This is a genomic window from Aquimarina sp. AU119 (assembly GCF_900312735.1).
GTDB classification, from domain to species: domain Bacteria; phylum Bacteroidota; class Bacteroidia; order Flavobacteriales; family Flavobacteriaceae; genus Aquimarina; species Aquimarina algiphila.
Window position 1 is genome coordinate 435,660 of record NZ_OMPF01000022.1, and the last position, 23,012, is coordinate 458,671.

The following is a 23,012-nucleotide window of genomic DNA, read 5'->3' on the forward strand; positions in this document are numbered from 1 at the left end:
TGTATTGAGAACGGGAGTATTTCTTAAGAGGGGTACAAACAGGGTACATAGTGTACAAATGGAGTACAAAATCATTTGTACCCTTCTTTTATGTAATAACTATAGTGATTCCATTATGGTAACAATACATTAGCTCGGTTTATTTAAAACAGAACTATTTAACTAAAAAAACTTTTTAACACAAACACAAATCATGAAAAAAACTCCAGTATTAATTCCATCATTATTAACAATAGTGATGTTATTAATTATGCCCTTTAGAGGGCATTCGCAATCCGTTGATGTCAGCGGAACACTCCAGAAATGGCATAAAATAACCGTTTCCTTAACATTACCAGGGAATAATTTAACCGAAGCTGCAGCCACATTTAGAAATACTAGAATGGATGTGATTTTTACAAGTCCAAGTGGTAGAAATATCAGAGTACCTGGTTTTTTTGCTGCAGATGGAAATGCAGCTAACACCAATGCAAAACAAGGTAAAGTATATAAGGCTTATCTAAGACCCGATGAAACGGGAAACTGGACATATCGTGTATTGTATTATACCGGTAATGATATTGCAATTAGTAATGTTGGTAATCTACCTTCTCCCGTGCATAATCTCACAGGAAGTGCTGGAAGTATTACTGCGTCTAATAAAACAGTTCCTGATTTAAGAGCAAAAGGACGTTTGGTCTATAAAACGACTGGTACCGATAGTGAACGTCGTTATCTTCAATTCTCTGAAACAGGAGAATACTATTTGAAGTTAGGTCCTGATTCTCCTGAAAATTTCTTAAACTATAATGATTTTGATGCTGATGTAGCGGGTAATATTAATTCTGGGTTTACTCCAGAACATCAATTTAACCCACATGCTACAGATTATAACAACACTGACCCAACCTGGGATGGTGGTAAAGGTAAAAATATTATCGGTGCCTTAAATTATCTGAAAGATCAAAAAATGAACTCTGTTTCTATGAGTCTTTTTGGGGGTGATGATAAAAATGTATACCCATGGACAACCGCTAATGCTAAATTTGTTTATGACGTATCTAAATTAGAACAATGGGAAATTGTTTTAAACCATGCTGAACAAAATGGGTTATTGTTACATTTAAAATTAGCTGAAAACGAAAACTGGGATGCTTTAAACAGTACCGAATTAAAAACATATTATCGAGAAATGATTGCACGATTTGGGCATCATCTTGCAGTAGAATGGAATTTTTCTGAAGAATATAGAGGAACTCCTGCCAGTGCTATCGAACGTATTGATTTTATGGCTGCTAATGATCCTTGGCAAAACCATCGTGTAATTCACACATATCCAGATGAACACAATAAGTACACAACTTGGTTAAGTCTTGATGCAAAACTAACAGGAGCATCTATACAGAGTTCTAGTAAAAATAATTATGCCTCTGCTTATAATGGTCCTGACGGAATATTAACTTGGATTAATAATTCCAAAAATGACGGAACTCCATGGGTAGTTGCTTCTGATGAACAAAACCCTGGTGGAACTGGAATATTTACATCGCAAGATATCGCTAATAGCTCAGTAAAAACAGAAGCAAGAACCCGTATTCTTTGGAAAACTATGATCGCTGGTGGACCTGGTGTAATGTGGTATGGTGGTGGACAAGGTGATTTTAAAACCGAAAATTTTAACCGTTTTAATACATTATTCAACTGGTCACGTTATGCTGTAATTGATTTTTTTCAAAATAATAATATTGAATTTTGGAAAACTTCAAATAATGACAATTTAGTTTCAGGTTCTGCAAACTGTTTGGCTGAAACTGGTAGAACTTATGTAATCTATCTAGAAAATGGAGGTTCAACCAATCTAAACTTAAATGGACAATCAGGAGACTTCTCAGTACAATGGTTTAATCCACGTAACGGAGGAGCGCTATTAAATGGTAGTGTTACTCAGGTTGCTGGTGGTGCTAACAGAAGTATTGGTAACCCTCCTAATTCTGCAAACTCTGATTGGGTTGCTTTAGTAAGACAAAATGGTACAGATCCAGTTTCTGGAGTAAGCATTACACAAGCAACGGTATCTATAAATGTAGGAAGCACATCTAATTTGACAGCAGTAGTAACTCCTTCATCAGCCGCTAATAGAAATGTATCATGGTCTTCAAATAATACAGCAGTAGCTACGGTAAATGCTAACGGTGTTGTAACTGGAGTTGTAGAAGGTACAGCAACTATAACTGTAACTACTCAAGATGGTGGTTTTACTGATACCTCTACAGTTACTGTTACTCCTGCGCCAGTCATAACAGGTGCCTGGGTAGAATCTGATGGTTATTTAGTCATTGATACTGAATCACTTGATTTTCCCACAAATTCACTTTGGTCGAAAAAAACAACTGGAGGAAATCAGCCTTTAGGTAATGGTTATATCCAATATGATGGTCCAGATCGCCAATTCGTTGATCCTCTTCCTGATGGAGTTTTAAAATATGATATCAAGATAAATACTCCTGGTACTTATCAATTTATTTGGCGAACAGGATATGGTTTCAATTCAACAACATTTGATGGTGCAAATGATTCCTGGTTAAAAGTTAACGGAACCGATTTTTATGGAACAAAAGGAAGTGCCAAGGTTGGAAGTCTAAATGAATGGATGAAAGTATGGGTACAGAAAGATGCCTTTGTTAATGAATGTTTTGGTGAGCATAACGGTCAAAACGGATTAGTAATTTTTGCTGACTTTGATGCTCCCGGCTATTATTCTATTGAAGTAGCAGGACGTTCACAGGGACATGTTATAGATAGGTTATTTATGTTCCAAACTGGAAAAGGAACTATAGCAATGAACACTACAACTCCAGAATCTCCACGAGAGGGTAATACTACCCCTATAGCTGTAACTGGAGTTTCTGTATCTCCTGCAACGGTTTCTATTAATGCTGGTCAGACTAGTGCTTTAACACCAAGCTTTACCCCTTCTAATGCCACTAATAGAGGTATAACTTGGAGTTCAAATAATACTGCAGTAGCTACAGTTAGTGCGACTGGTGTAGTTACTGGTGTTGCAACCGGTAGTGCAATTATCACAGCAACAACTGCTGATGGTGGGTTTACTGCTACAAGTACTGTTACTGTCGGTGGAGGATCTTCTTGTACTAATGTAAGCCTAAGCGCTATTACTGATTTTGCCAACAGAGAATTAACTGGGTTTGCTCCTGGATATGTAGATACTGTAAGAAATGCTTTAGCAATTGATGCATCACAATACAAAGATCAATTTGCTGCTGCAACAACTTCATTCAGTGGTGAAGCTGGAACTTATGATGTCGTTATTAATACACTTACCGAATTAGATGGTGAAAGTACCTATAGAATATTTATAGATGAAGTATTAATTGGTACATTCCAAAACCCTACTACAACTACAGATTATGCTCCTGCTAGTCAAACTTTTACAGGCATAACTGTGGCCAATGAAGCCGTACTTAGAGTAGAATTTAATTCTAATACTAATGGTAATATTCCAGAAGGAAATGGTACTGCTTTTTCTAGAGGACGTTGGACATCATTAGAATTTAGGTGTAGTGACAATACACCAACACCTGCTGATTGTAATACTGCACCAACAAACTTAACAGTATCAGGTGTAACCAATACATCTGTAACTTTATCATTTGATAATACTACTAATGATAGTAGAACTTTTGAATTAAGAGCTTTCCCTCAAGGAACTTTTACAGGAGATATAAATGCAACTTCATCTGGTTTTGCAGCTGCAGCTGCAGGTAGTACATCAGTTACTATGAATAATTTACAAGCAGGTACGGCATATGATTTTGTATTCCGTGCTCTATGCTCAGGAGGAACTCCGGGAGCAAGTCCATTAGCTCCAACGGTTGTAGGAACTACTTCAGGAGGTACAACTACAATTGCTGTAACCGGAGTAAGTGTTTCGCCAACAACAGCTTCAATTGATGTTGGACAAACTAGTAACTTAACAACAACTGTTGCTCCAGTTAATGCAACCAATAAAAATGTAACATGGAGTTCTAGTAACACTGCAATTGCAACGGTTAATACTAGTGGTGTAGTTACTGGAATATCTGCAGGAGCTGTGACTATTACGGTAACTACTGTCGATGGAAACCTCACTGCTACTAGTGCAATCACTGTAAATGCAGTCAATACTGCCGATTGTAGTGCTGCACCAACAGGTTTAACAGTATCCAATGTTACTGATACTTCTGCAACTTTATCATTTGATAATACTGCGAGTGATACCAGAACTTTTGAATTAAGATCTTACGCACCAGGAACTTTTACAGGAAATGTAAGTGTTGGAGCTTCAAGTTATGCAAGTGCACCTGCGGGAAGTACTTCTATTACAATTAACGGATTAGTCGCTGGTACTACATACGATTTTGTTTTCCGTGCTTTATGCGTTGGAGGAACTCCAGGAGTTAGTACTACTTCTCCTATAGTAACCGGAACCACTTCTGGAGGTACAACTACAATTGCTGTAACCGGAGTAAGTGTTTCGCCAACAACAGCTTCAATTGATGTTGGACAAACTAGTAACTTAACTGCAACCGTAGCTCCCGCTAATGCAACTAATAAAAATGTAACATGGAGCTCTAGCAACACCGCTATAGCAACAGTTAATGGTACTGGTGTAGTTACCGGAGTGGATGCAGGAACTGCTACTATTACTGTTACTTCTGTAGATGGAAACTTTACTGCTACCAGTGCTATCACTGTAAATGCTATCAATACTGCTGATTGTAGTGTTGCTCCAACAGGGTTAACAGTATCAAGTGTTACTGATACATCTGCAACTTTATCTTTTGATAATACTTCTAATGATACTAGAACAATTGAGGTAAGAGCATTTAATGATGGCACGTATACAGGTTCTTTATCTGGTGCTTTCGCTTTTGCTTCTGGATCTTTAGGTGTTACATCAATTACTGTTAATAATTTAGTAGCTGGTACTACATACGATTTTGTGGTACGTTCTCTGTGTGGTGCAGGAGGAAATGGACCAAGTCCAGTTGCTACACTTTCTGGTAGTACTTCTGGAGGTACAACTACCACACCGCAAACAGCAACTTTAAACCCTGTAGATGATGCTTACATACAAGCAAGTAATAATTCTACAATAAATAATAGTGTTCTTTATGTTGATGGAACAAATCGTGTTTCTTACTTAAAATTCGATGTCTCGGGTATCACTGGAGCTATTACTTCTGCAAGTTTAAAACTTACAGGAAATACTGATGTGGGTAACGGAGTAATTAACGTTAACCTGGGAACTAATAGCAATTGGACAGAAACGAATTTAACTTCTGCTAATGCTCCTGCCAAAGGTGCTTCATTAGGAAATGTAAATGGTCCTTTCTCAAATGGTGCAGTTAAAGATATCGCTTTAACTGGTGTTACCGTAAGTGGTAATTTCTTAACCTTAATCGTTAGCCAGGCTAGCGGTGGAGATGCTAACTTCAATTCTTCTGAAGCTGCGACTGGAAAACCCGTTTTAACTATTACTTATGATGCGCCGGCCAGTGCCAAAATTGCTTTAGACAACACTAAAATAGTCGCATACCCTAACCCTGCACAAGATCAATTACAACTTATAGGTATCGCAAAACAAGATGTTATATCTGTTAGAGATCTTTCAGGACGAACAGTAATTCGAGAAACTACATCAACAGAAAATAACATGAAACTAGATGTATCTCGTCTTCAAAACGGAATTTACTTTTTAATGGTAAGAAGTGCTAGTAAGAATACTACTCTTCAATTCATGAAAAATTAACTTAGATTATTATACTATTAAGTATTAGTATTAAAGGTGACTCTATTGTAATAGAGTCACCTTTTAACTTTGATAAAATGAATACTATTTGTTATTTTAGTTGAGAATACTATACTTATGATTTCTCAAGAAATACGTCTGGTAAAAATATCCCTTACAGATAGTGAAAAATTGACCAAAATTGGAAGACAAACCTTTTATGATGCCTTTGGTCCACCAGCCAATACTGAGGAAAATATCCAAAGCTATCTAAATGAAAAATTTACCCTGGAGCAAATTACGAAGGAACTTCAACACTATAATTCATTTTTCTATTTTGCCATGTTAGATAATATAATAACTGGATACATTAAACTAAATATGGGAGATGCCCAAACTGAGCCTATGCAGGGTAATCCGCTCGAAATAGAAAGAATTTATGTCTTAAATAGATATCAAGGTAGAAAGATTGGACAATCATTAGTAAATGAATCAATACGTATTGCTAAGGAAAAAAATGCAGATTATGTTTGGTTAGGTGTTTGGGATCAGAATCCCGGAGCTATTAGATTCTATGAAAGAAACGGATTCAAAACCATTGATAGTCATGAATTTATGCTTGGAACAGAAATCCAAACGGATATCATTATGAAATTAGAAATCTAATAATTTTTAAAAATTATGATTTTAATAACAATATTGAATCCAAATATAACGTAATTTTGAAATGATCATTTCAATTAAAAATGCCAAAAGTAGAAACATTTGACAGAAACCAGGTTTTACAAAGAGCCACAGAAGTATTTCATATCAAGGGATACAATGGTACTTCTATGCAAGATTTGGTGGATGCAACTGCTTTAAACCGGTCTAGTATCTATAATTCTTTTGGTAGTAAATTAAGTATGTTCTTAGAAGTTCTTTCTTATTATCAATCCAGTGTTGGTGGACAAATGGATAGTAGACTTATTCACGCTCATAATGCATCTGATATGATAAATGCAATTTTTGAAATGTATCTTGATGAAATATTGATTGATGATGATAAAAAAGGATGCCTGATAGTAAATTGTAAATCGGAAATGACAAATCAGGAACCTTTAATCAATTCGTTCATGGAAAAAAATCAAGATAGAATGATTGCTATGCTTGAGGATATTGTATACAACGGACAAATGGAGAAAATTTTTAATCAAGATCAAACTGCAAGTCAATATGCGCTTTATCTATTTTCATCCATACAAGGATTGCGAATGACAGGAATATTGAATAAAAATGAAGAAGACCTTAGAAATTTAATACAAAACTTAGTTAAAGTACTTTATTAATATATTTTTTTTAATCGATTTGAAACGATTGTTTCAAATAAAACATCTTAACATAAAATAATAAAATGAAAAAATTACAAGACAAAGTAGCCGTTATTACCGGCGCTAATAGCGGAATAGGATTGGCAACCGCTAAACTTTATTTACAGGAAGGTGCCAAAGTAGTCATTTCAGGAAGACGTCAAGAAGCTCTGGATGAAGTCTCAGCAGAATTAGAAGGGGATTTCATTACAATAAAAGCAGATGTATCTAAAGCAGAGGATAACAAAAGATTAATCGAAGAATCAACTGCAAAATATGGTAAAATTGACATCCTCTTTCTTAATGCAGGTATTGCTCCTCCTACTCCAACAAACGAAATAACCGAAGAACATTATGACACTTTATTTAACACAAATGTAAAAGGTCCTATCCTGGCGACAAAAGAAGCATTGCCACATATCACTGACGGGGGAACTATTCTTTTTACCAATTCTGTTGTTACCCAGAAAGGTTTTGATGGATTAGGAGTATATTCTGCAACCAAAGGGGCATTGCGTGCATATCAACGTGTTTTAACCTCTGAAGTGAAATCAAGAGGTATTAGAGTAAATTCTATCGCTCCGGGACCTATTGCAACTCCTATATACGATAAAATGGGATTACCCCAGGATGTAGTGGAAGAAATGGGTAAAGGGTTTGCACAACAAGTACCCCTAGGTCGCTTTGGGACTTCTGAAGAAATTGCAAAATCTGCATTGTTTTTAGCCTCAGAAGATGCATCATATATTAATGGTGTAGAATTAGAAATAGATGGTGGATTAAGTCAGATTTAAGAAATAAATGATTTAGAAATAGAAAAAGCTGATTATAAGAATAATCAGCTTTTTCTATTTCTAAATCATCACTTTATCTCTACTAGTATGCGATAGCTAATAAAAACTCATCATAATAGATTTTTGTATAAAAAATACATTATTTGTATATTACAATCTTTAAAATTTATTATTTACATAATTTTTACGAATTCTTTATCAAATTTCCAAACTCCTCCCATTTGGCATATAACTTATTGAAAGTATACTATGGGAAAAGAAAATGATAATCACAAGTGGTATTCGTTAATAGAACTATCACAAAATTTCTTCGAATTAATAGTTTCTTCTGAAACAAATCAAATTAATGCTTATACCGGTCATAAATCTGAAGATCAGAAAAAAAAGGATAAGTTCATTACTTTTTTTTTGAGCACATATACAATTGATAATCCCAAAAAAACAGGTAGACAAATAATTCTAAATGTAATAATCAATTACACTCCTATTTTTTTAAACACAAACTTAAACTCTATAAAAACAACTCTATTTGATTGTTATAACTGAAATAATTACGATTAACAAAATTTATAATTAAAAACAATAGAATGAAAAAATTACACAACAAAGTAGCCATCATTACAGGTGCAAATAGTGGAATCGGACTAGCAACAGCCAAACTATATTTAAAAGAAGGTGCCAAGGTAGTGCTTTCTGGAAGGCGTAAGGAAGCCTTAGATGAAGTAGCAGCTTCTCTTACAGGAGATTTCATTACTGTTACTGCAGATGTATCTATAGCAGAAGATAACAAAAGATTAATCAGGGAAGCAATCAATACATACGGTAACATTGATATTTTATTTCTTAATGCCGGAGTTGTTTTAAAACCTACTCCAACTGATGAAATTACAGAAAAGCACTATGATGAGATATTTAATATCAATGTAAAAGGGCCAATACTAGCTATAAAAGAAGCCTTGCCGCATATAAATGATGCAGGAACGATTTTATTTAATAACTCTGTAGTTACACAGCGAGGTTTTGATGGCCTCGGAATATACTCTGCAACCAAAGGTGCATTACGTGCCTATCAAAGAGTATTAACATCAGAAGTTAAGTCCCGAAAAATAAGAGTAAATTCTATTGCTCCAGGTCCAATTGCTACAGATATTTTTACAAAAATGGGATTACCAAAAGATATTACCGAAGAAATGGGTAAAGGTTTTGCCCAACGAGTACCATTAGGTCGTTTTGGCACACCAGAAGAAATAGCCAAATCAGCATTATTTCTAGTTTCCGACGATGCTTCTTATATCAATGGTATAGAATTAGAAGTTGATGGTGGAATGAGTCAGATTTAAAAAAAATAATTTATAAACTAACATAAAAAGCTTTAGAGTAAATATATCTTTAAAGCTTTTTATGTTAGTTTACAATATTGATAGTGTGTTTGGATAATACCACAATTATCGAACTACTATTAACTTATCTTACGATGATTAGCTTATAACGTTTACAGCTTCCTTTAGAAACTTCTAGTTTGTAAAAACCTCTTTTCCAACCTTCAACCTTAATTGTTTTTAAAATATCTTCAGTTTCATTTGTCTCTTCACTTTGAAAAACAAGTTTTCTACCAAATAGATCATATATTTTAATCTTAAAGGTTCCTTTTTCCTTTGAGTCAATCGCCACATTCAATATTTCAGAAACAGGATTTGGATAAGCTTTAAGTCCTATATAAAAATCACATCTTCTCTTTCTTCTGGATATTTTTCTTACATTTCCTAATCCACTAAACTCAGAAACATACAATTCACTTCCTGATCTATTTGAAATAATTCCTGCAGGATAAGAAAATGTAGCTTCAGAAATATTACCATCTGCATTGCCATTAGAACTACCTGCATATATCTCTACATCATCAATCGCTCTGGGGTTAATTTTATAGATTTTATGCTCTCCATAATTAGTCCCAAAAAGAGAGCCATTTGCATATGCAAGAAAAGCTAGAAAAGGAAAATCTGTTCCAGAATCAGGGACCGTAGCTACATATTCTAATTCTTTTTTTCTTGAAGATAATTTATAAATCTCTCGATTATTAAAATTACCTATATAAAGAGCTCCTCTTCGATCAAAAGCCAACCCTACAGGCGAATCAAGAGGTACTCCTTGATAAAGTACCTTAATCGTACCATCTGGAAATAATTCTTTAATACCATTGTCTTGTACATCTGTATAAATTATAGTATTGCGATATAATGATTTGATCATTCCTGATGGAATTCCGCTATCTAATGGAAAACTTTTCACAAGACTTCCGTTAGTATCATATTTCCTAATTGTTCTACCCCCATACTCTGCAACAAATAGATTATCCCAAGAGTCAAAAGCTAAACCATTGGGATTCTGTAATCCGGTTACAAAAGTACTTACTTTTCCTTTTGGTGTTATTTTATATACTGTATTCCCTACAAAATTAGATCCATATAAATTCCCTTTAGAATCAAGAGCCAACGCATCATCAATATCTACTTCGGGAGAGTTTAAAATCGTAGTTACATTTTGGCCATAGGTTGTGAAAGATAAAATAATGAATATAAAAAAATAGAATTTCCTCATTTTATGATGGTTTTTGAGTGAATTAAAACTTACTGACTTATCGTAATTATTTCGTTTAAAATTATCTTTTTTGGACAATGCTTTCTTTGTAATGAAGTCTACCTTCCTTTTTTTGAAGTGAATAGCTTTTATTTTGATGTGAATGGAATTATCAAAAAATTAACAAATTAATTTTAACTACATTGTTCAATAATCTTGTAACCATATCAACAACATATAATGAAAATTTCGGCATTGATAATTGATGATGAACCTCTTGCGAGGAAATTAATATCAAATCTACTAATCTCAATTTCTGAAATTGAAGTAATAGGCCATTGTAAAACGGGGCGAGAAGCTATTTATCTGATTAATGAATTAAATCCGGATCTTATATTTCTAGATATTAAATTAAAAGATATGACAGGGTTTGATATTCTTGAAAGAATTTCTGTAAAAACGCCTGTTGTAATATTTGTAACTGCTTTTGAATCCTATGCATTAAAAGCATTTAATTTTTTTGCCTTTGATTATTTATTAAAACCATTTAATGAAGAGCGTTTTTATATTTCAGTAAAAAAAGCTTTAGAAATTTTCAATAAAAAAGAAAACCTATTGCTTCAGGAAAAAGTAGGTGATTTACTTAATTATATCAAAAATGATGACAACAATATCTCTTCATTAAATAAAAGAATACCGATTCCACTTAGAAATAAAACGACATTTATTGATACTGAATCTATCTTGTATATTACTGCTTCTAACTACTATGTAGAAATTTATACACAAGAAAGAAAATATTTGCTAAGAGAATCGATGCAAAACTTACTAAAGCAACTAGACTCTAATACTTTTATACGAATTCACAGATCTACCATTGTGAATATTGACTATACAAAAGAACTTATAAATTCGGCTTATGGAACAATTGATGTAAAAATGAAAGACAATCATCAATTTAGAGTTAGTAAAGGTCATAAAAATCACTTTTTAGTAAAAATGGGAGTAAAAAATGAAAAATTACATTGATAAAAAGTTATTCTTCATCCTTATGGGCTATGTTATTGCTTATAAGATAGTCATTATATTAAGAGTGATCTTATTTTGGTTTTATGAAGAAAAAAGTTTTAAAAATATTGAATTACTTACCATAATTATTAGAGAGTTAACTGGTGCAATATTTATTGTCGCCCCTATAGTCTGCTTAATTCTTTTCCTAACCAAAATTATGATAGGCTACAACTATAAATGGTCATATATCATAATAATACATTTTATGATGTCTTGGATATATGGTTTTTTTATCTCTTTGTTTGGAGAAATATATATAGCGATTTCCAAAGCAGATATTACCTCTTTTTCGGGAGATAAAATAATTTATAACTTAATATATTTTTCAAGTCGTGATTTCTTAGGTTACGTTGGGTTTGTGAGTATTATTTATTCTTATTACTACATTAATAGAAGTACAAAAATGGAGTTACAGAAAGCATACTTATCTCAACAACTTCTAACCATGAAAATGGAAGCTCTAAAATCTCAGTTAAACCCTCATTTTTTATTCAATACGCTTAATAGTATTTCTGCACTTATAAAAGAAGATCAAAAGAAAGCTCAAGATATGATTATGTACTTAGGGGACTTATTGCGAGAACTATTAATTCTAAAAGATGAAAACCTTATTACTGTTGATAAAGAACTAACCATACTTAATAAATATCTAGATATCATGAAGATTAGATTTTCTGATCATTTATCTATCGATATTTCTATTGAAAAAGAAATTGAAAATGTACTCATTCCAACAATGATCATTCAACCTATTATAGAAAATTCATTGAAACATGGATACTCATATGATGTAACAAATCTTAAGGTACAATTAAACATAAGCAAAAGGGAAAACTCCCTTAGGCTTCATATAGTAAATAATGGAAAAGCTCTAGATTTGCAAAAACCTACAAATGGTATGGGTTTAAAAAATATAAAAGATCGCCTGCAGACACTATACGATACTAATTTTGATTTTATACTTTCTTCTATTCCTAATAATAAAGGTGTAGAAACCATTATAACGCTTCCAATCGTATAAAACAAAACTTCTTAGTATCTCATTTATTTTTAGGTTTTGGAACATTACCTATAAGCGAACTATTTGATTTAATAAGTTCTGCTATTAGATTACATCCTTCTTCAAAATAATCAGAATCCGCGGGTAATAGCATCCATGTTTTAGGTCCGAAATTTTTTATAATCCTGACATCTTTTATATGCTTCCTTAACTCTTCGTGATACTTCATTTTGGTAGCGATCCACACACCATTATCATGACGATTTTCTTCTTTTTCACATAAAGCAAAAACAATCTTTTCTCCATAATAAAAAGCATCCACTCCAAACATTTTATGATGTTTTAATTGAAGTGGATATAAAGCTTCTAATATAAAATCATAAGGAATCATTGATACATTACAATTCTAATATTTGTCGAATCATTTGATTTGTAAATCCCCATTCATTATCATACCATATCATTATTTTCACAAGGTCCCCATCGACTACCCTAGTCATAGAAGCATCTACAGTAGCTGCATATGGGTTTTGTTGAATATCAGAAGAAACGATAGGCTCATAAGTAACGTCCAGTACTTTAAGGTATCTATCTGTTTTTGCTTCTTTTTGAAGGATTTCATTAATCTCTTCTGCACTGGTATTTCTCTCGGCAACAAAAGTAACATCACTAACTGATCCTACAGGAACCGGAGTTCTTATCGCTACTCCGTCAAATTTCCCTTCATATTGTGGCAATGCTTTTGTTGTTGCTATGGCTGCTCCAGTAGATGTTGGAGTAAGATTAATAGCACCTGCTCTACCCATTCTTGGGTTCTTTTTTGAGGGCGCATCGACTAAGGTTTGAGAAGCTGTATATGCATGAATGGTATTCAGAATTGCCTTTTTAACTCCAATGGTACGTCCTAAAATCTCTACAACCGGACTTATATTATTAGTAGTACAACTTGCACAAGAAAATATTGCTGTTTTTCCATCTTCGGTATTTACTCCATGAACTACAGTAGGGGTATCTTTACTCTTTGTTGGTCCAGATATCACAACATTAGTAGCTCCAGCAAGAATATGTTTCTCAGCATCTTCCCGGTTAGTAAAGAACCCTGTACTTTCTATTACAATATCGATGTTATTTTCCTTCCAGGGTAATTGCTCTGGATCCCTTTGGTTAAAATATAATATTTTTTGTCCATCAACATCTAAATGATTATCATGAACACTGACTTCTTTATCATAAATCCCATAAACACTATCATATTTTAGTAAATATTGTGCATTCTCTATAGACATCAGATCATTTACAGCTACAACCTGTAAATTTGGCTCTTCCATAATTACTTTTAAGGCTGCACGACCTATTCTTCCGAATCCATTAATTGCTATTCTCTTCATATTTTTTGTTGATTTATAATGTGTGATAATTACTACATAATGGTCGCGATAAATGAACGAAAATTACGTTTTAAGAGTATCTATTTATAGTTGTTAATCATCTAATAAAGAAACCCCGTTAAGGTCTGTTGTAAGCACATCGCTCATATAATCAAAATAAGGCCTTAATAATTCATAATGAAATACAACTTTGTCCATAAAATCAGATGCAAACACTTCATCATCTGTAAAACTATGTTGAACGAAAAAAGATTTGTTCTTAATCAGATCAATAGCAGGATGATCTTTACTAAATCCTTTGGGAGCAGTTTTAACCTGATATTCCTCATTAAAACCTCCAAATGCTTTTTTGAAATCTGGTTTGGATAATATGTCTCTAATTTCCTGATCATCCATTTCAAATTCTTTTCGAATTCTTAACAAATCAGCAGGTTGAGGGCCAAAAAAACCACCTGCCATCAAAGAATTACCTGGCTCTAATCGCAGATAATAACCTCCTCTCCTATGTGCTCCCGATCTACTAAAACTTACACTACGATGTACGTTATATGGTGTTTTATCTTTACTAAAACGAATGTCTCGATTGATTCTAAAAACCTTAGTTTTTTCAATTTCATCTTTTTCATTTAATCTCTCCGCAACCTCGGCATAAAATATTTTTAGTAATTTTTCATTACGTTGGTATTCTTTCTTGTTCTCGGTCATCCAATCTTTATGATTGTTTTTCTTTAGATTTTTTAAAAACTCAAATGACGATTTTGGTATGGTACTCATATACTAATTTTGAAACTTAAAATTACTAAAATCTATCTTCTGAATTGAAGTTTAACTAAAATTTATGGAATGTGTACCATCATTTCCCTTCTTTACAACCCGTAAGTAAAACATCAATAAAAGAAAAAGTATAGTTCACACTACATACTTACTAGTATCATTATTATAAACATAAAATTTTAAGTATCTAAAATTGATCTAATAAATAGTTTATTAAATCGGTAGTAGTCACAATTCCCACTAATTTGTCATTATCAATAACTGGTAATGCATGAAATTCTCTTTCAGATAATATTTCTGCTACTTCCTTAATTGTCGTGTCAGAATTTACACTTACAAGATTTTTTGCCATTACTTGTTCAATAGTGAACATTTTATAAACGACAGTATCTACTTCATGTTCAAATTCATTAACCGTATCTACAAAACTTATACGAAGTAAATCTGTATAGCTTAATATCCCTACAACAGCATCCCCTTTAACTACAGGGATATGGCGAATTTTATTTTTCTTAAACAACATTTCTGCTGTTTCTAAACCATTAGTGCTGTTTAATGTAATAACATCAGAAGTCATTATTTTGGAAATGGGAGTTCTTTTTTTCATTGTAATCAGTTTAAATTTACAATCAAATTTAGGATCATATTTTCAAAAAAATTATGATAAATATCAGTTGAAATAAAAGGAAAAGGAACACGTCAAGAAAAATTTTTAAACTGAAGATATTTCTTTTTTTAAGTTTTTATAAAAGCGTATTTGCTTTACAGATTCTTCTTGTTTTTTAACCTATTTTTATGGATAAATACAAATTTAAACCACGTATTGTTATAATTATCTGAAAAATGTAAGGATTTACAACTTATAAGGACTCATGTTATTCTTTATTCTATATATTTACTAGAGTTTTTAAAAGAACTATGATGACCAAAGAAAGAGATCAGATTATAGCAAAGATCGAAGAACAAAAAAAGAACCCAAATTTAAAGCTAAAACTAAAAGAAAGAACAGAATATTTTACAAATTTACTTTTCTATACTTTGTTTGATACCGATACTGAAGTTGCTAAAAATATCGACCTACTCGAACAAACATTTGAAGAACTCGTTGATCTTGCTTGCTGGGAAACAGAAAGACCATGTAGTAAGTTGTGGCAATCTTATCTAGAAAAATTACCTAAGATATTAGAAAAATTGAATCTTGATGCTCAAGCTTTTATGAAAAGTGATCCAGCTGCTAATTCTATCGAAGAAATTTATATGGCGTATCCTGGATTTTATGCTATTGCAATTTATAGATTAAGCCATGAGCTATTAAAATTTGGTCTACCCCTGGTCCCTCGATTAATGACAGAATATTCTCATCGATTAACCGGTACTGACATTAATCCTGGTGCAGAAATTGGAGAATCGTTCTTTATTGATCACGCTACAGGTATTGTTATTGGAGAAACTGTAATTATAAAGGATAATGTAAAAATATATCAAGGAGTTACTCTTGGTGGACTTTATGTGGATAGAAAACTTCGTAATGTAAAACGGCACCCAACTGTAGAAAATAATGTTACCATTTATGCAAACGCAACCATATTAGGAGGTAATACGATTATTGGAGCTAACAGTACTATTGGTGGTAACGCCTGGATTACATCTTCGGTTCCCGAAAATTCAATTATCTCAAACACAGCAGAAATCAAGATCAAAAAAGTTGTTTAATGTCACATCGTATTTTAGACCTTATTGGAAACACTCCATTGGTAAAGGCCACTTCCTTAATTGATAATCCTAATGTTGAATTATATTTAAAGCTAGAAGGTCACAATCCTGGTGGCAGCGTTAAAGATCGTGCTGCTTATAACATGATTAAATCAGCATTGGATCGAGGAGATATCGATCAAAAAACAAAATTAATTGAAGCCACCAGTGGAAATACAGGCATTGCGCTTGCTATGATTGCAGGAATCTTTAAACTTGATATTGAACTGGTAATGCCCGAAAACTCTACCAAAGAACGGGTACAAACAATGAGAGCTTATGGTGCTAAGGTTACACTTACTTCTGCTGACATAGGCATTGAAGGAGCTCGTGACTATGCTGAAGAAAAAGTGAATAAAGATGGATATATCATGCTTAACCAGTTCGCAAATGACGATAATTGGAAAGCGCATTATAAAACCACTGGCCCAGAGATTTGGAAAGATACCGAAGGTAAAATCACTCACTTTGTATCCTCTATGGGAACTACAGGGACTATTATGGGTACTTCAACATATTTAAAAGAACAATCAACAACTATACAAATTGTGGGAGTTCAACCTACAGATGAATCCAAAATTCCGGGAATACGAAAATGGCCTAAAGAATACCTTCCTAAAATCTTTAATCCCGATAAGGTTGATCAGGTAATTGAAGTAAGTCAGGAAGAAGCTACAGAAATGGCTAAACGTCTTGCAAAAGAAGAAGGTGTATTCTCTGGTATGAGCAGTGGTGGTTCTGTTACTGCAGCGATTAAACTTGCTAAAACTTTAAAAAGCGGAGTTATTGTGGCTATTATTTGTGATCGAGGAGATCGTTATCTAAGTTCTGACTTGTTTGATTAGCTAGTTTTTTCACTATTATCTTACTAGTAGCTCTTTAATACAATATACCTTTACCATATTTCTCAGTATTAAGCATTTTTTATATCATATCGTATAGAAAAATACCTATAAGTTATAGTAGTAGTATTCTTATCTTTTTAATTTTTAACTGAATTTAAAACACATAAGAGTATGGTAATAATCATCAGAAACATCTTAATCGTTTTAGTTTTTATTTTCTTTCCAGACAATACTCTTGCACAAAAAAATTGGAAAGAGATTCTATCTATTAAAGATTTGAATGACAATTACCCCGAAATATTACATCATATATTTGATCATATTAACCTTAATTATCCTGGTTTAGAAAAAGTAAAGGACGCATATGATAATAACGAATTTATAAAGGCTTGTGAGTACTTACTTCTATATTATAAAAATGGAAATACTTCAAATTATTTACGAAAAAAACTCCCTATACAAACACATAAAACTATAGCCCAGGCAGATACTATATTAAAGAATATTTTTACCATTCAGAATGTTAAAGGAAAAGTACCCTACGGTAAAGATGGTCATAGGGATTGGTATTATAAAGGACCAAATGAAGATGCTGAATGGGCTTGGCTTTCTAATAGGCACCATCAAGTCGATGAAGTATTGAACGCATATTTTGATACCGGTAATCCCAAATATGTCATCTATATCGATTCTTTTTTAAGAGATTTTATTATAAAAAGTCAACCGTATCCTAATAAACAAACTTGGGGTGCAATATGGCGTGGTTTAGAAGTTTCTTTTAGAAATAAATCCTGGCCTAGAATATTTTATAGTTTAATAGACAGTGAACATCTATTAGATGTCACAAAATTACTAATATTAAGCAGTTTGTCTGATCATGCTGATTATAATCACAAATACCACATAGGTGGAAATTGGTTGACTATGGAGCTATCTGGACTTTCTGTAGTCGCTACTTGTTTTCCAGAATATAAAAAATCTGAAGAGTGGTTGTCTTATGCTACAGAAAAATTAACGCAAAGCATTGCAGATCAAGTCTATGATGATGGAGTACAGAATGAATTAACATCACATTATCATTATGTAGCTCTAATGAACTTTGAAGAGTTTAAAAACACTTGTGAATTGGCAGGAAAAAAAGTTCCTTCATCTCTAATAAGAACAATAGAAAAAATGTATGATTATACCGCAAAATCTATACGTCCAAGTGGTTTTGGTGGGTTAAATAATGATGGTGATTTAATGTACAACAGAGATAATGTTCTCAAAAGTGCAAAAAAATTTGACCGTCCTGATTGGGAATATATAGCATCTAATGGTAAGACAGGACTAGCTCCCTTTACCTTATCATATTTTTTCCCGTGGGCTGGTCAGTTGATATCAAGGAATGGATTTGATAAAGATGCACATTGGTCCTTTTTTGATGTTGGTCCATGGGGAGCTACACATCAACATAATGATAAATTACATATTTCGGTATCTGCATACGGGCGTGATCTGCTTGTAGATTCGGGTAGATTTGCGTATAAAGGAGAAGTAGCAAAAAAATTTAGATCCTACGCACAAAGCAGTGCTGGCCATAATACCGTTTTAATTGATCATAAAGGACAAGGAGAAGGTCCTTCGGTTACAGAAAAGCCATTGGATACTGCTTCCTATAAAATCACTGACGAATTTGATTACGCTACAGGGGCTTTTAATGTTTTTAATGATATCCAAGGCAAAGCAATACATAATCGATCCATCTTTTATATTCGTGGTGATTTTTGGATTGTAGTAGATAAAATTATTACTGATAGACCGCGAGAAATCGAAACCCTATGGCATTGGCATCCAGAATGTATTGTAGAACAAGAAAATAAAATCGTAAAAACAAATCATGAAAAAGGAAATTTAGCAATAATTCCGGTGGGGTATCAGGATTTTAAAATTACCCAAATTAAAGGAAGAGAAAAACCTAGCCCCCAAGGATGGTATAGCTCAATGTATAACCAGTTTGAACCTAATACGGCAACCTCATATAGTACTACAATTAAAGCCAACAAAACATTAGTTTGGATACTTCAGCCTTCAAAAAATAAGCTCCAATTATTAAAACCAAAAATAATAGCTGAAGACAATAGTCAAATTAAAATTGAAGTAAAATCTAAACAATATCAATATCAAGTCAATATTCCTTTTTACAATAGTACAAAAGCAGCTTTAATCAAAAAATGAAATAAAAAGTCATATCCTTCTATAGTATTAAAGAAAAGGTATTTGTTTTTTACAACTTAATTATCCAGAATATTAAGAATTTGATCTGTATTGGATACTCTTGCAGTAACAAATATTATTCGTAATACTTGAATTTCTTCTCCTGTAAAAGAAGCTGCGGGATATTCTTCATTAGATAGGCCTTCTGTATAATTTTCTGGTTTTGCCGGAATTTCACTTTCTATTAATTTCACATGCTTATCTGTCATTTCAGAGATTATATATACTTTATCTGAAGTAGCTACTAAATCTCCAATATCCAAAGTTTGTAAAATAAACTTTTTTTGTTGGTTATTTTCAGTCATAAAGGATCTAGTTGCACCTATACTATCTTTAACTTCTAAATAAAACCCAATAGGAACAGCAAGAAGAATTGTTAAAGCAATAATACCAAAGCTCCAATACCCCCATGAAGGAACTTTTAGATTTCTTTTCATTTCTTCTGCTGTCTTCACTATTTCTGTACTCCATTGGGATTTTTTCACCCGTTTTCCGGTATCTTGGCATATGAGATTTGTTATCTTTTTTGGAAAAAGAAAAAAGGAAATTCTGGCATCTCGTCTTATTAACTGAAGAACAACATTACCAGATGAACAATTACCTGTTTTTAGTTCAAAAAAACGTTCTTCTATTAGATTTTCCTTAACCGATATCCACATACCTTATATATTTAACTTGATACTTTTCTTAATTTTATTGTCCATTAATTAGATTTCAAATGTAAGTGAGTACCATAAAAAAAGAGTTCCAATTTATAATATGGAACTCCTTTTTTTATAATATAAAATTACCAATCACAAAGAAATATTGATATAAAAGCATGTATATCAATAGAGTATAAAAATTATGCATTTTCTAAATCAATAGAAGGTATGTTCTTTTTTTGATACTCTGAAGGAGTAAGTCCAACTAAATTTTTAAATACTCTATTAAAGGATGTTTTACTAGGAAAACCGGCTTCGTAACCTATTGCAAGAATTTTATAATGTTTATAGTCTGGGTTTTTCATCAATTGCTTAGCACTGTCTACTCTATATAAATTTATAAAATTATTGAAGTTTTTATGAAAACAAACATTTAATATTTCTGAGAAAAGATGTGTGCTTATGGCTAACTTATCTGCAATATCTGATTGTTTAATTTCATGATCCAAATAAGGTTTTTCTTCCTCCATATAATCTAAAATACGTTTCATGTATTTTTCTTGATCCTGTAAGGTAATCGTAGCCTTTTTGTGTGATGATAATTTAGTATTTTCTTCAATTGTTTCTTGTGCTTGAATTTTTATGGCTAATTCATTCAATTTATCCTTTAATGCCTCATTTTCATTTTCTAAAAGAGTTTTATCATCTTGAAATTGCAAGGATTCTCTGGCTAATTTCATTCTTTTATTCCAATACATAATGGCAAACACTATTAATAAAATGACCAATACGCCCCCTAAGAAAATATAGAATTGTTTTTGTTTACTTAAAAATGCAATAGATGCTTTTTGTTTGTCTATAATAGTTGACTTTGTTTCTGATTCTTTTTCTATTTCTAATCGTTTTGCCTTAGATAATGTCTTAAGATATTGCTCTCTAGTTTTTGTAAAGGCTTTTTGTTCTTCTAATGATTTTTGTATGCTATCTAATGATTCATAGGCTTGAGCAAGGTATCGATGAGAATCCATCTTTATTTTTAGAAAATTACCCGAAATACCTATCTCTTTTGCTTCTTTTAAATATGGTAAAGCTTCTGAATCTTTCTTTAAATTAATACATCCTACAGCAATAGTTAATTGAGCCAAAGCCTTACTTTCTATAGATTCTTTTGGGGTAAAACGTTTTAATGCCTCTGTACTATTATCAATAGCATCCTGATAGCGGTCTAATTTTAAATAGCAATCAGAAATATTAATCATTGCTCTAATAATAACCTCATTACGATTCTTCTTTACTCCAAAGTCTTTTACCTTTTTCATATACTCAAGAGCTCCTAAAAAATCTTTCTGATGTAAGGCGGTTGTACCCAATGTATTATTGGCTACCAACACAAACTCTTCAGAATCTTCAACACTTTCAGCAAGGTTAATGACATTTTTCATTGTACTCGATGCCATATCATAATTTCCGATAGCGTTGTATAAATTCCCTAAATTTACCTTAATCAATAATGTTAAATAATCTTTTTCTGGTAATGATTTAACAAACTCTTCAGCTTCAAAATATTTGGATAACGATTGCTCATATTGATCAGTTTGCTGATAATATATAGCCAGATTTAATAAGGATCTAACCCTAATTTCGCCCAGATCATTAGATATAGCAATTTCTAAAACGGTATCTGTATATTCTTTAAAAGCTTTTAAATCTCCTCTGCCATATGCTTCTCTTGATAATTTTTTGTATTTATTTATACTATCTTGAGGTGAAACTACAATTTGATTATGTAATGCTGGAATTGAATCAATATTATCTTGGGCAAAGGTAATAGTAAGACTAAAACAGTAAAGAATACGTAAATAAAAGAGGGTCTTCATTATACAAATGTCTATCGAGAATATAATCTCTTTTCTTATTAAATGTACTACGAAATATGATGTTTTTAAAGAAAAATATTAATCTTTTTTGTTCATAGCACATTGTTCTATCTACTCGTAATAACGAAGAATTACCGTTCTAAAGTATGTTTGTAATTATTCTTTAAGGGTTCTTATTGTTTTATAAGAATGAATAAAGTGTTTTATTAATATTGTCATAATAAAAGACTTTTCTCATCCTATTTATTTATGTTTTCTCAAAATCAATGTAGTATAGTTCAATAGCAATAAATATGTAACACACCTTTTACAAATAATTATAAATCCTTGTAAAAGGATGTATGTTATAAGTTATTAATTATGGTAAATTATAACATATGCTAGTTAAGTTAATTACATATAAAAATAGCTCACCAACTAAAACAATCAAATCAAAAAATAAAAATTTAGATAGTAAGTCAATAGATAATGTAAATCAAATAAAATTTTCAGTTTTAATGACCTTTTAAAATATGAATAGCAAGTTAATTGGAACACTTATTTCGAATAATTTTCAACCACATAGTCGCCCCAGTCAGCAATAGATTGAATTAACGGAATTAAAGTGTTACCAAAATCTGTTAAAGAATATTCTACTCTTAAAGGAGGTTTTGAAGTGTAAACCTTTCTTTTAATAATTCCATCTTCTTCCAAAGTCTTTAACTGTAAACTTAAAGTTCGTTCGGTTACTGTTGGCATTTTCTTTCTTAACTCATTGTAACGTAACGTTTTTTCCATTAAGTAGAATAAGATTACTGTTTTCCACTTTCCTCCAATAATTCCCATTGTTAGGCTTGCACAACAAGGGTATTGTCTTCCATTAAATTTATGCATAACTCATATAAAATTAAACTATCCTTTTTGACCGTTATTGCA

19 protein-coding genes are annotated in these 23,012 nt (G+C 32.2%); 11 read left to right on the plus strand and 8 right to left on the minus strand.

All coding sequences use genetic code 11. The features are described 5' to 3' along the window. Positions 1-193 precede the first annotated feature (193 nt). The 6 genes from DK442_RS28665 (at position 194) to DK442_RS19815 (ending at position 9,253) form a co-directional block, all read left to right on the plus strand. A complete protein-coding gene (locus DK442_RS28665) occupies positions 194-5,791 on the plus strand; it encodes an Ig-like domain-containing protein (protein ID WP_109437621.1) in 5,598 nt (1,865 codons plus the stop codon). A 117-nt stretch (positions 5,792-5,908) separates the two neighbouring features. Then, positions 5,909-6,436 carry a GNAT family N-acetyltransferase gene (locus DK442_RS19795; RefSeq protein WP_109437622.1) on the plus strand — a complete coding sequence of 176 codons (528 nt, stop codon included), beginning with the start codon at positions 5,909-5,911 and terminating at the stop codon, positions 6,434-6,436. A gap of 80 nt (positions 6,437-6,516) precedes the next feature. Beyond that, positions 6,517-7,098, plus strand: coding sequence for a TetR/AcrR family transcriptional regulator (locus tag DK442_RS19800; protein ID WP_109437623.1), 582 nt, complete (start codon positions 6,517-6,519; stop codon positions 7,096-7,098). Positions 7,099-7,163: 65 nt separating this feature from the next. Beyond that, positions 7,164-7,913 carry an SDR family NAD(P)-dependent oxidoreductase gene (locus tag DK442_RS19805; RefSeq protein ID WP_109437624.1) on the plus strand — a complete coding sequence of 250 codons (750 nt, stop codon included), beginning with the start codon at positions 7,164-7,166 and terminating at the stop codon, positions 7,911-7,913. 249 nt (positions 7,914-8,162) lie between these two features. Then, positions 8,163-8,459 carry a hypothetical protein gene (locus DK442_RS19810; RefSeq protein ID WP_109437625.1) on the plus strand — a complete coding sequence of 99 codons (297 nt, stop codon included), beginning with the start codon at positions 8,163-8,165 and terminating at the stop codon, positions 8,457-8,459. 41 nt (positions 8,460-8,500) lie between these two features. Continuing rightward, complete coding sequence (locus tag DK442_RS19815; protein WP_109437626.1) at positions 8,501-9,253, plus strand: SDR family NAD(P)-dependent oxidoreductase; 753 nt, start codon at positions 8,501-8,503, stop codon at positions 9,251-9,253. A 124-nt stretch (positions 9,254-9,377) separates the two neighbouring features. Here the strand turns inward: DK442_RS19815 and DK442_RS19820 are convergent, their stop codons facing one another. After that, a complete protein-coding gene (locus tag DK442_RS19820) occupies positions 9,378-10,511 on the minus strand; it encodes a T9SS type A sorting domain-containing protein (RefSeq protein WP_109437627.1) in 1,134 nt (377 codons plus the stop codon). 219 nt (positions 10,512-10,730) lie between these two features. On the opposite strand from DK442_RS19820, the gene DK442_RS19825 reads away from it, so the two are divergent. Next, entirely contained in the window at positions 10,731-11,519 is a 789-nt protein-coding gene (locus DK442_RS19825; RefSeq protein WP_200825144.1) for a LytTR family DNA-binding domain-containing protein, read from the plus strand. Further along, positions 11,503-12,582, plus strand: coding sequence for a sensor histidine kinase (locus DK442_RS19830; RefSeq protein WP_109437628.1), 1,080 nt, complete (start codon positions 11,503-11,505; stop codon positions 12,580-12,582). Before DK442_RS19825 ends, DK442_RS19830 begins: the two co-directional genes overlap by 17 nt. 19 nt (positions 12,583-12,601) lie before the next feature. On the opposite strand, the gene DK442_RS19835 is transcribed toward DK442_RS19830, so the two are convergent. From DK442_RS19835 to DK442_RS19850, 4 genes are all read right to left on the minus strand, one after another. After that, positions 12,602-12,952, minus strand: a complete 351-nt coding sequence (locus tag DK442_RS19835) for a hypothetical protein (RefSeq protein ID WP_109437629.1) — start codon at positions 12,950-12,952, stop codon at positions 12,602-12,604. Between the two features lie 7 nt (positions 12,953-12,959). Next, the gene (gene gap / locus DK442_RS19840) at positions 12,960-13,949 is read right to left on the minus strand and encodes a type I glyceraldehyde-3-phosphate dehydrogenase (RefSeq protein WP_109437630.1); all 990 of its coding nucleotides are present in this window, start codon (positions 13,947-13,949) and stop codon (positions 12,960-12,962) included. 93 nt (positions 13,950-14,042) lie between these two features. Next, positions 14,043-14,723, minus strand: a complete 681-nt coding sequence (locus tag DK442_RS19845) for a DUF2461 domain-containing protein (RefSeq protein WP_109437631.1) — start codon at positions 14,721-14,723, stop codon at positions 14,043-14,045. Positions 14,724-14,910: 187 nt separating this feature from the next. Further along, a complete protein-coding gene (locus DK442_RS19850) occupies positions 14,911-15,330 on the minus strand; it encodes a CBS domain-containing protein (RefSeq protein WP_109437632.1) in 420 nt (139 codons plus the stop codon). Between the two features lie 314 nt (positions 15,331-15,644). Here DK442_RS19850 and epsC point away from each other — a divergent pair, with 314 nt between their 5' ends. The 3 genes from epsC to DK442_RS19865 all read left to right on the plus strand — a co-directional run bounded on the left by epsC (position 15,645) and on the right by DK442_RS19865 (position 19,537). Then, positions 15,645-16,436: a serine O-acetyltransferase EpsC gene (epsC, locus tag DK442_RS19855; protein WP_109437868.1), complete on the plus strand. Its 792-nt coding sequence runs from the start codon at positions 15,645-15,647 to the stop codon at positions 16,434-16,436. Further along, positions 16,436-17,320, plus strand: a complete 885-nt coding sequence (cysM, locus tag DK442_RS19860; RefSeq protein ID WP_109437633.1) for a cysteine synthase CysM — start codon at positions 16,436-16,438, stop codon at positions 17,318-17,320. Before epsC ends, cysM begins: the two co-directional genes overlap by 1 nt. Positions 17,321-17,491: 171 nt before the next feature. Continuing rightward, positions 17,492-19,537: an alginate lyase family protein gene (locus tag DK442_RS19865; protein WP_109437634.1), complete on the plus strand. Its 2,046-nt coding sequence runs from the start codon at positions 17,492-17,494 to the stop codon at positions 19,535-19,537. A gap of 56 nt (positions 19,538-19,593) precedes the next feature. Here the strand turns inward: DK442_RS19865 and DK442_RS19870 are convergent, their stop codons facing one another. The 3 genes from DK442_RS19870 to DK442_RS19880 all read right to left on the minus strand — a co-directional run bounded on the left by DK442_RS19870 (position 19,594) and on the right by DK442_RS19880 (position 22,970). Next, complete coding sequence (locus DK442_RS19870) at positions 19,594-20,235, minus strand: hypothetical protein (RefSeq protein WP_109437635.1); 642 nt, start codon at positions 20,233-20,235, stop codon at positions 19,594-19,596. A 185-nt stretch (positions 20,236-20,420) separates the two neighbouring features. Next, positions 20,421-22,097 (minus strand): AraC family transcriptional regulator, encoded by a 1,677-nt coding sequence (locus tag DK442_RS19875; protein WP_109437636.1) that lies wholly within the window; start codon positions 22,095-22,097, stop codon positions 20,421-20,423. A gap of 537 nt (positions 22,098-22,634) precedes the next feature. After that, positions 22,635-22,970, minus strand: a complete 336-nt coding sequence (locus DK442_RS19880) for a helix-turn-helix domain-containing protein (protein WP_109437637.1) — start codon at positions 22,968-22,970, stop codon at positions 22,635-22,637. Between the last annotated feature and the right edge of the window lie 42 nt (positions 22,971-23,012).

Excerpts from the sequence above, each read along its gene's own strand:
- DK442_RS19815 (WP_109437626.1), top strand. The coding sequence starts at position 8,501 with ATGAAAAAATTACACAACAAAGTAGCCATCATTACAGGTGCAAATAGT.
- DK442_RS19810 (WP_109437625.1), top strand. The coding sequence starts at position 8,163 with ATGGGAAAAGAAAATGATAATCACAAGTGGTATTCGTTAATAGAACTA.
- DK442_RS19795 (WP_109437622.1), top strand. The coding sequence starts at position 5,909 with ATGATTTCTCAAGAAATACGTCTGGTAAAAATATCCCTTACAGATAGT.
- DK442_RS28665 (WP_109437621.1), top strand. The coding sequence starts at position 194 with ATGAAAAAAACTCCAGTATTAATTCCATCATTATTAACAATAGTGATG.
- cysM (WP_109437633.1), top strand. The coding sequence starts at position 16,436 with ATGTCACATCGTATTTTAGACCTTATTGGAAACACTCCATTGGTAAAG.
- gap (WP_109437630.1), bottom strand. The coding sequence starts at position 13,949 with ATGAAGAGAATAGCAATTAATGGATTCGGAAGAATAGGTCGTGCAGCC.
- DK442_RS19865 (WP_109437634.1), top strand. The coding sequence starts at position 17,492 with ATGGTAATAATCATCAGAAACATCTTAATCGTTTTAGTTTTTATTTTC.
- DK442_RS19875 (WP_109437636.1), bottom strand. The coding sequence starts at position 22,097 with ATGAAGACCCTCTTTTATTTACGTATTCTTTACTGTTTTAGTCTTACT.
- epsC (WP_109437868.1), top strand. The coding sequence starts at position 15,645 with ATGACCAAAGAAAGAGATCAGATTATAGCAAAGATCGAAGAACAAAAA.
- DK442_RS19845 (WP_109437631.1), bottom strand. The coding sequence starts at position 14,723 with ATGAGTACCATACCAAAATCGTCATTTGAGTTTTTAAAAAATCTAAAG.
- DK442_RS19820 (WP_109437627.1), bottom strand. The coding sequence starts at position 10,511 with ATGAGGAAATTCTATTTTTTTATATTCATTATTTTATCTTTCACAACC.
- DK442_RS19880 (WP_109437637.1), bottom strand. The coding sequence starts at position 22,970 with ATGCATAAATTTAATGGAAGACAATACCCTTGTTGTGCAAGCCTAACA.
- DK442_RS19870 (WP_109437635.1), bottom strand. The coding sequence starts at position 20,235 with ATGTGGATATCGGTTAAGGAAAATCTAATAGAAGAACGTTTTTTTGAA.
- DK442_RS19800 (WP_109437623.1), top strand. The coding sequence starts at position 6,517 with ATGCCAAAAGTAGAAACATTTGACAGAAACCAGGTTTTACAAAGAGCC.
- DK442_RS19850 (WP_109437632.1), bottom strand. The coding sequence starts at position 15,330 with ATGAAAAAAAGAACTCCCATTTCCAAAATAATGACTTCTGATGTTATT.
- DK442_RS19805 (WP_109437624.1), top strand. The coding sequence starts at position 7,164 with ATGAAAAAATTACAAGACAAAGTAGCCGTTATTACCGGCGCTAATAGC.
- DK442_RS19825 (WP_200825144.1), top strand. The coding sequence starts at position 10,731 with ATGAAAATTTCGGCATTGATAATTGATGATGAACCTCTTGCGAGGAAA.
- DK442_RS19835 (WP_109437629.1), bottom strand. The coding sequence starts at position 12,952 with ATGATTCCTTATGATTTTATATTAGAAGCTTTATATCCACTTCAATTA.
- DK442_RS19830 (WP_109437628.1), top strand. The coding sequence starts at position 11,503 with ATGAAAAATTACATTGATAAAAAGTTATTCTTCATCCTTATGGGCTAT.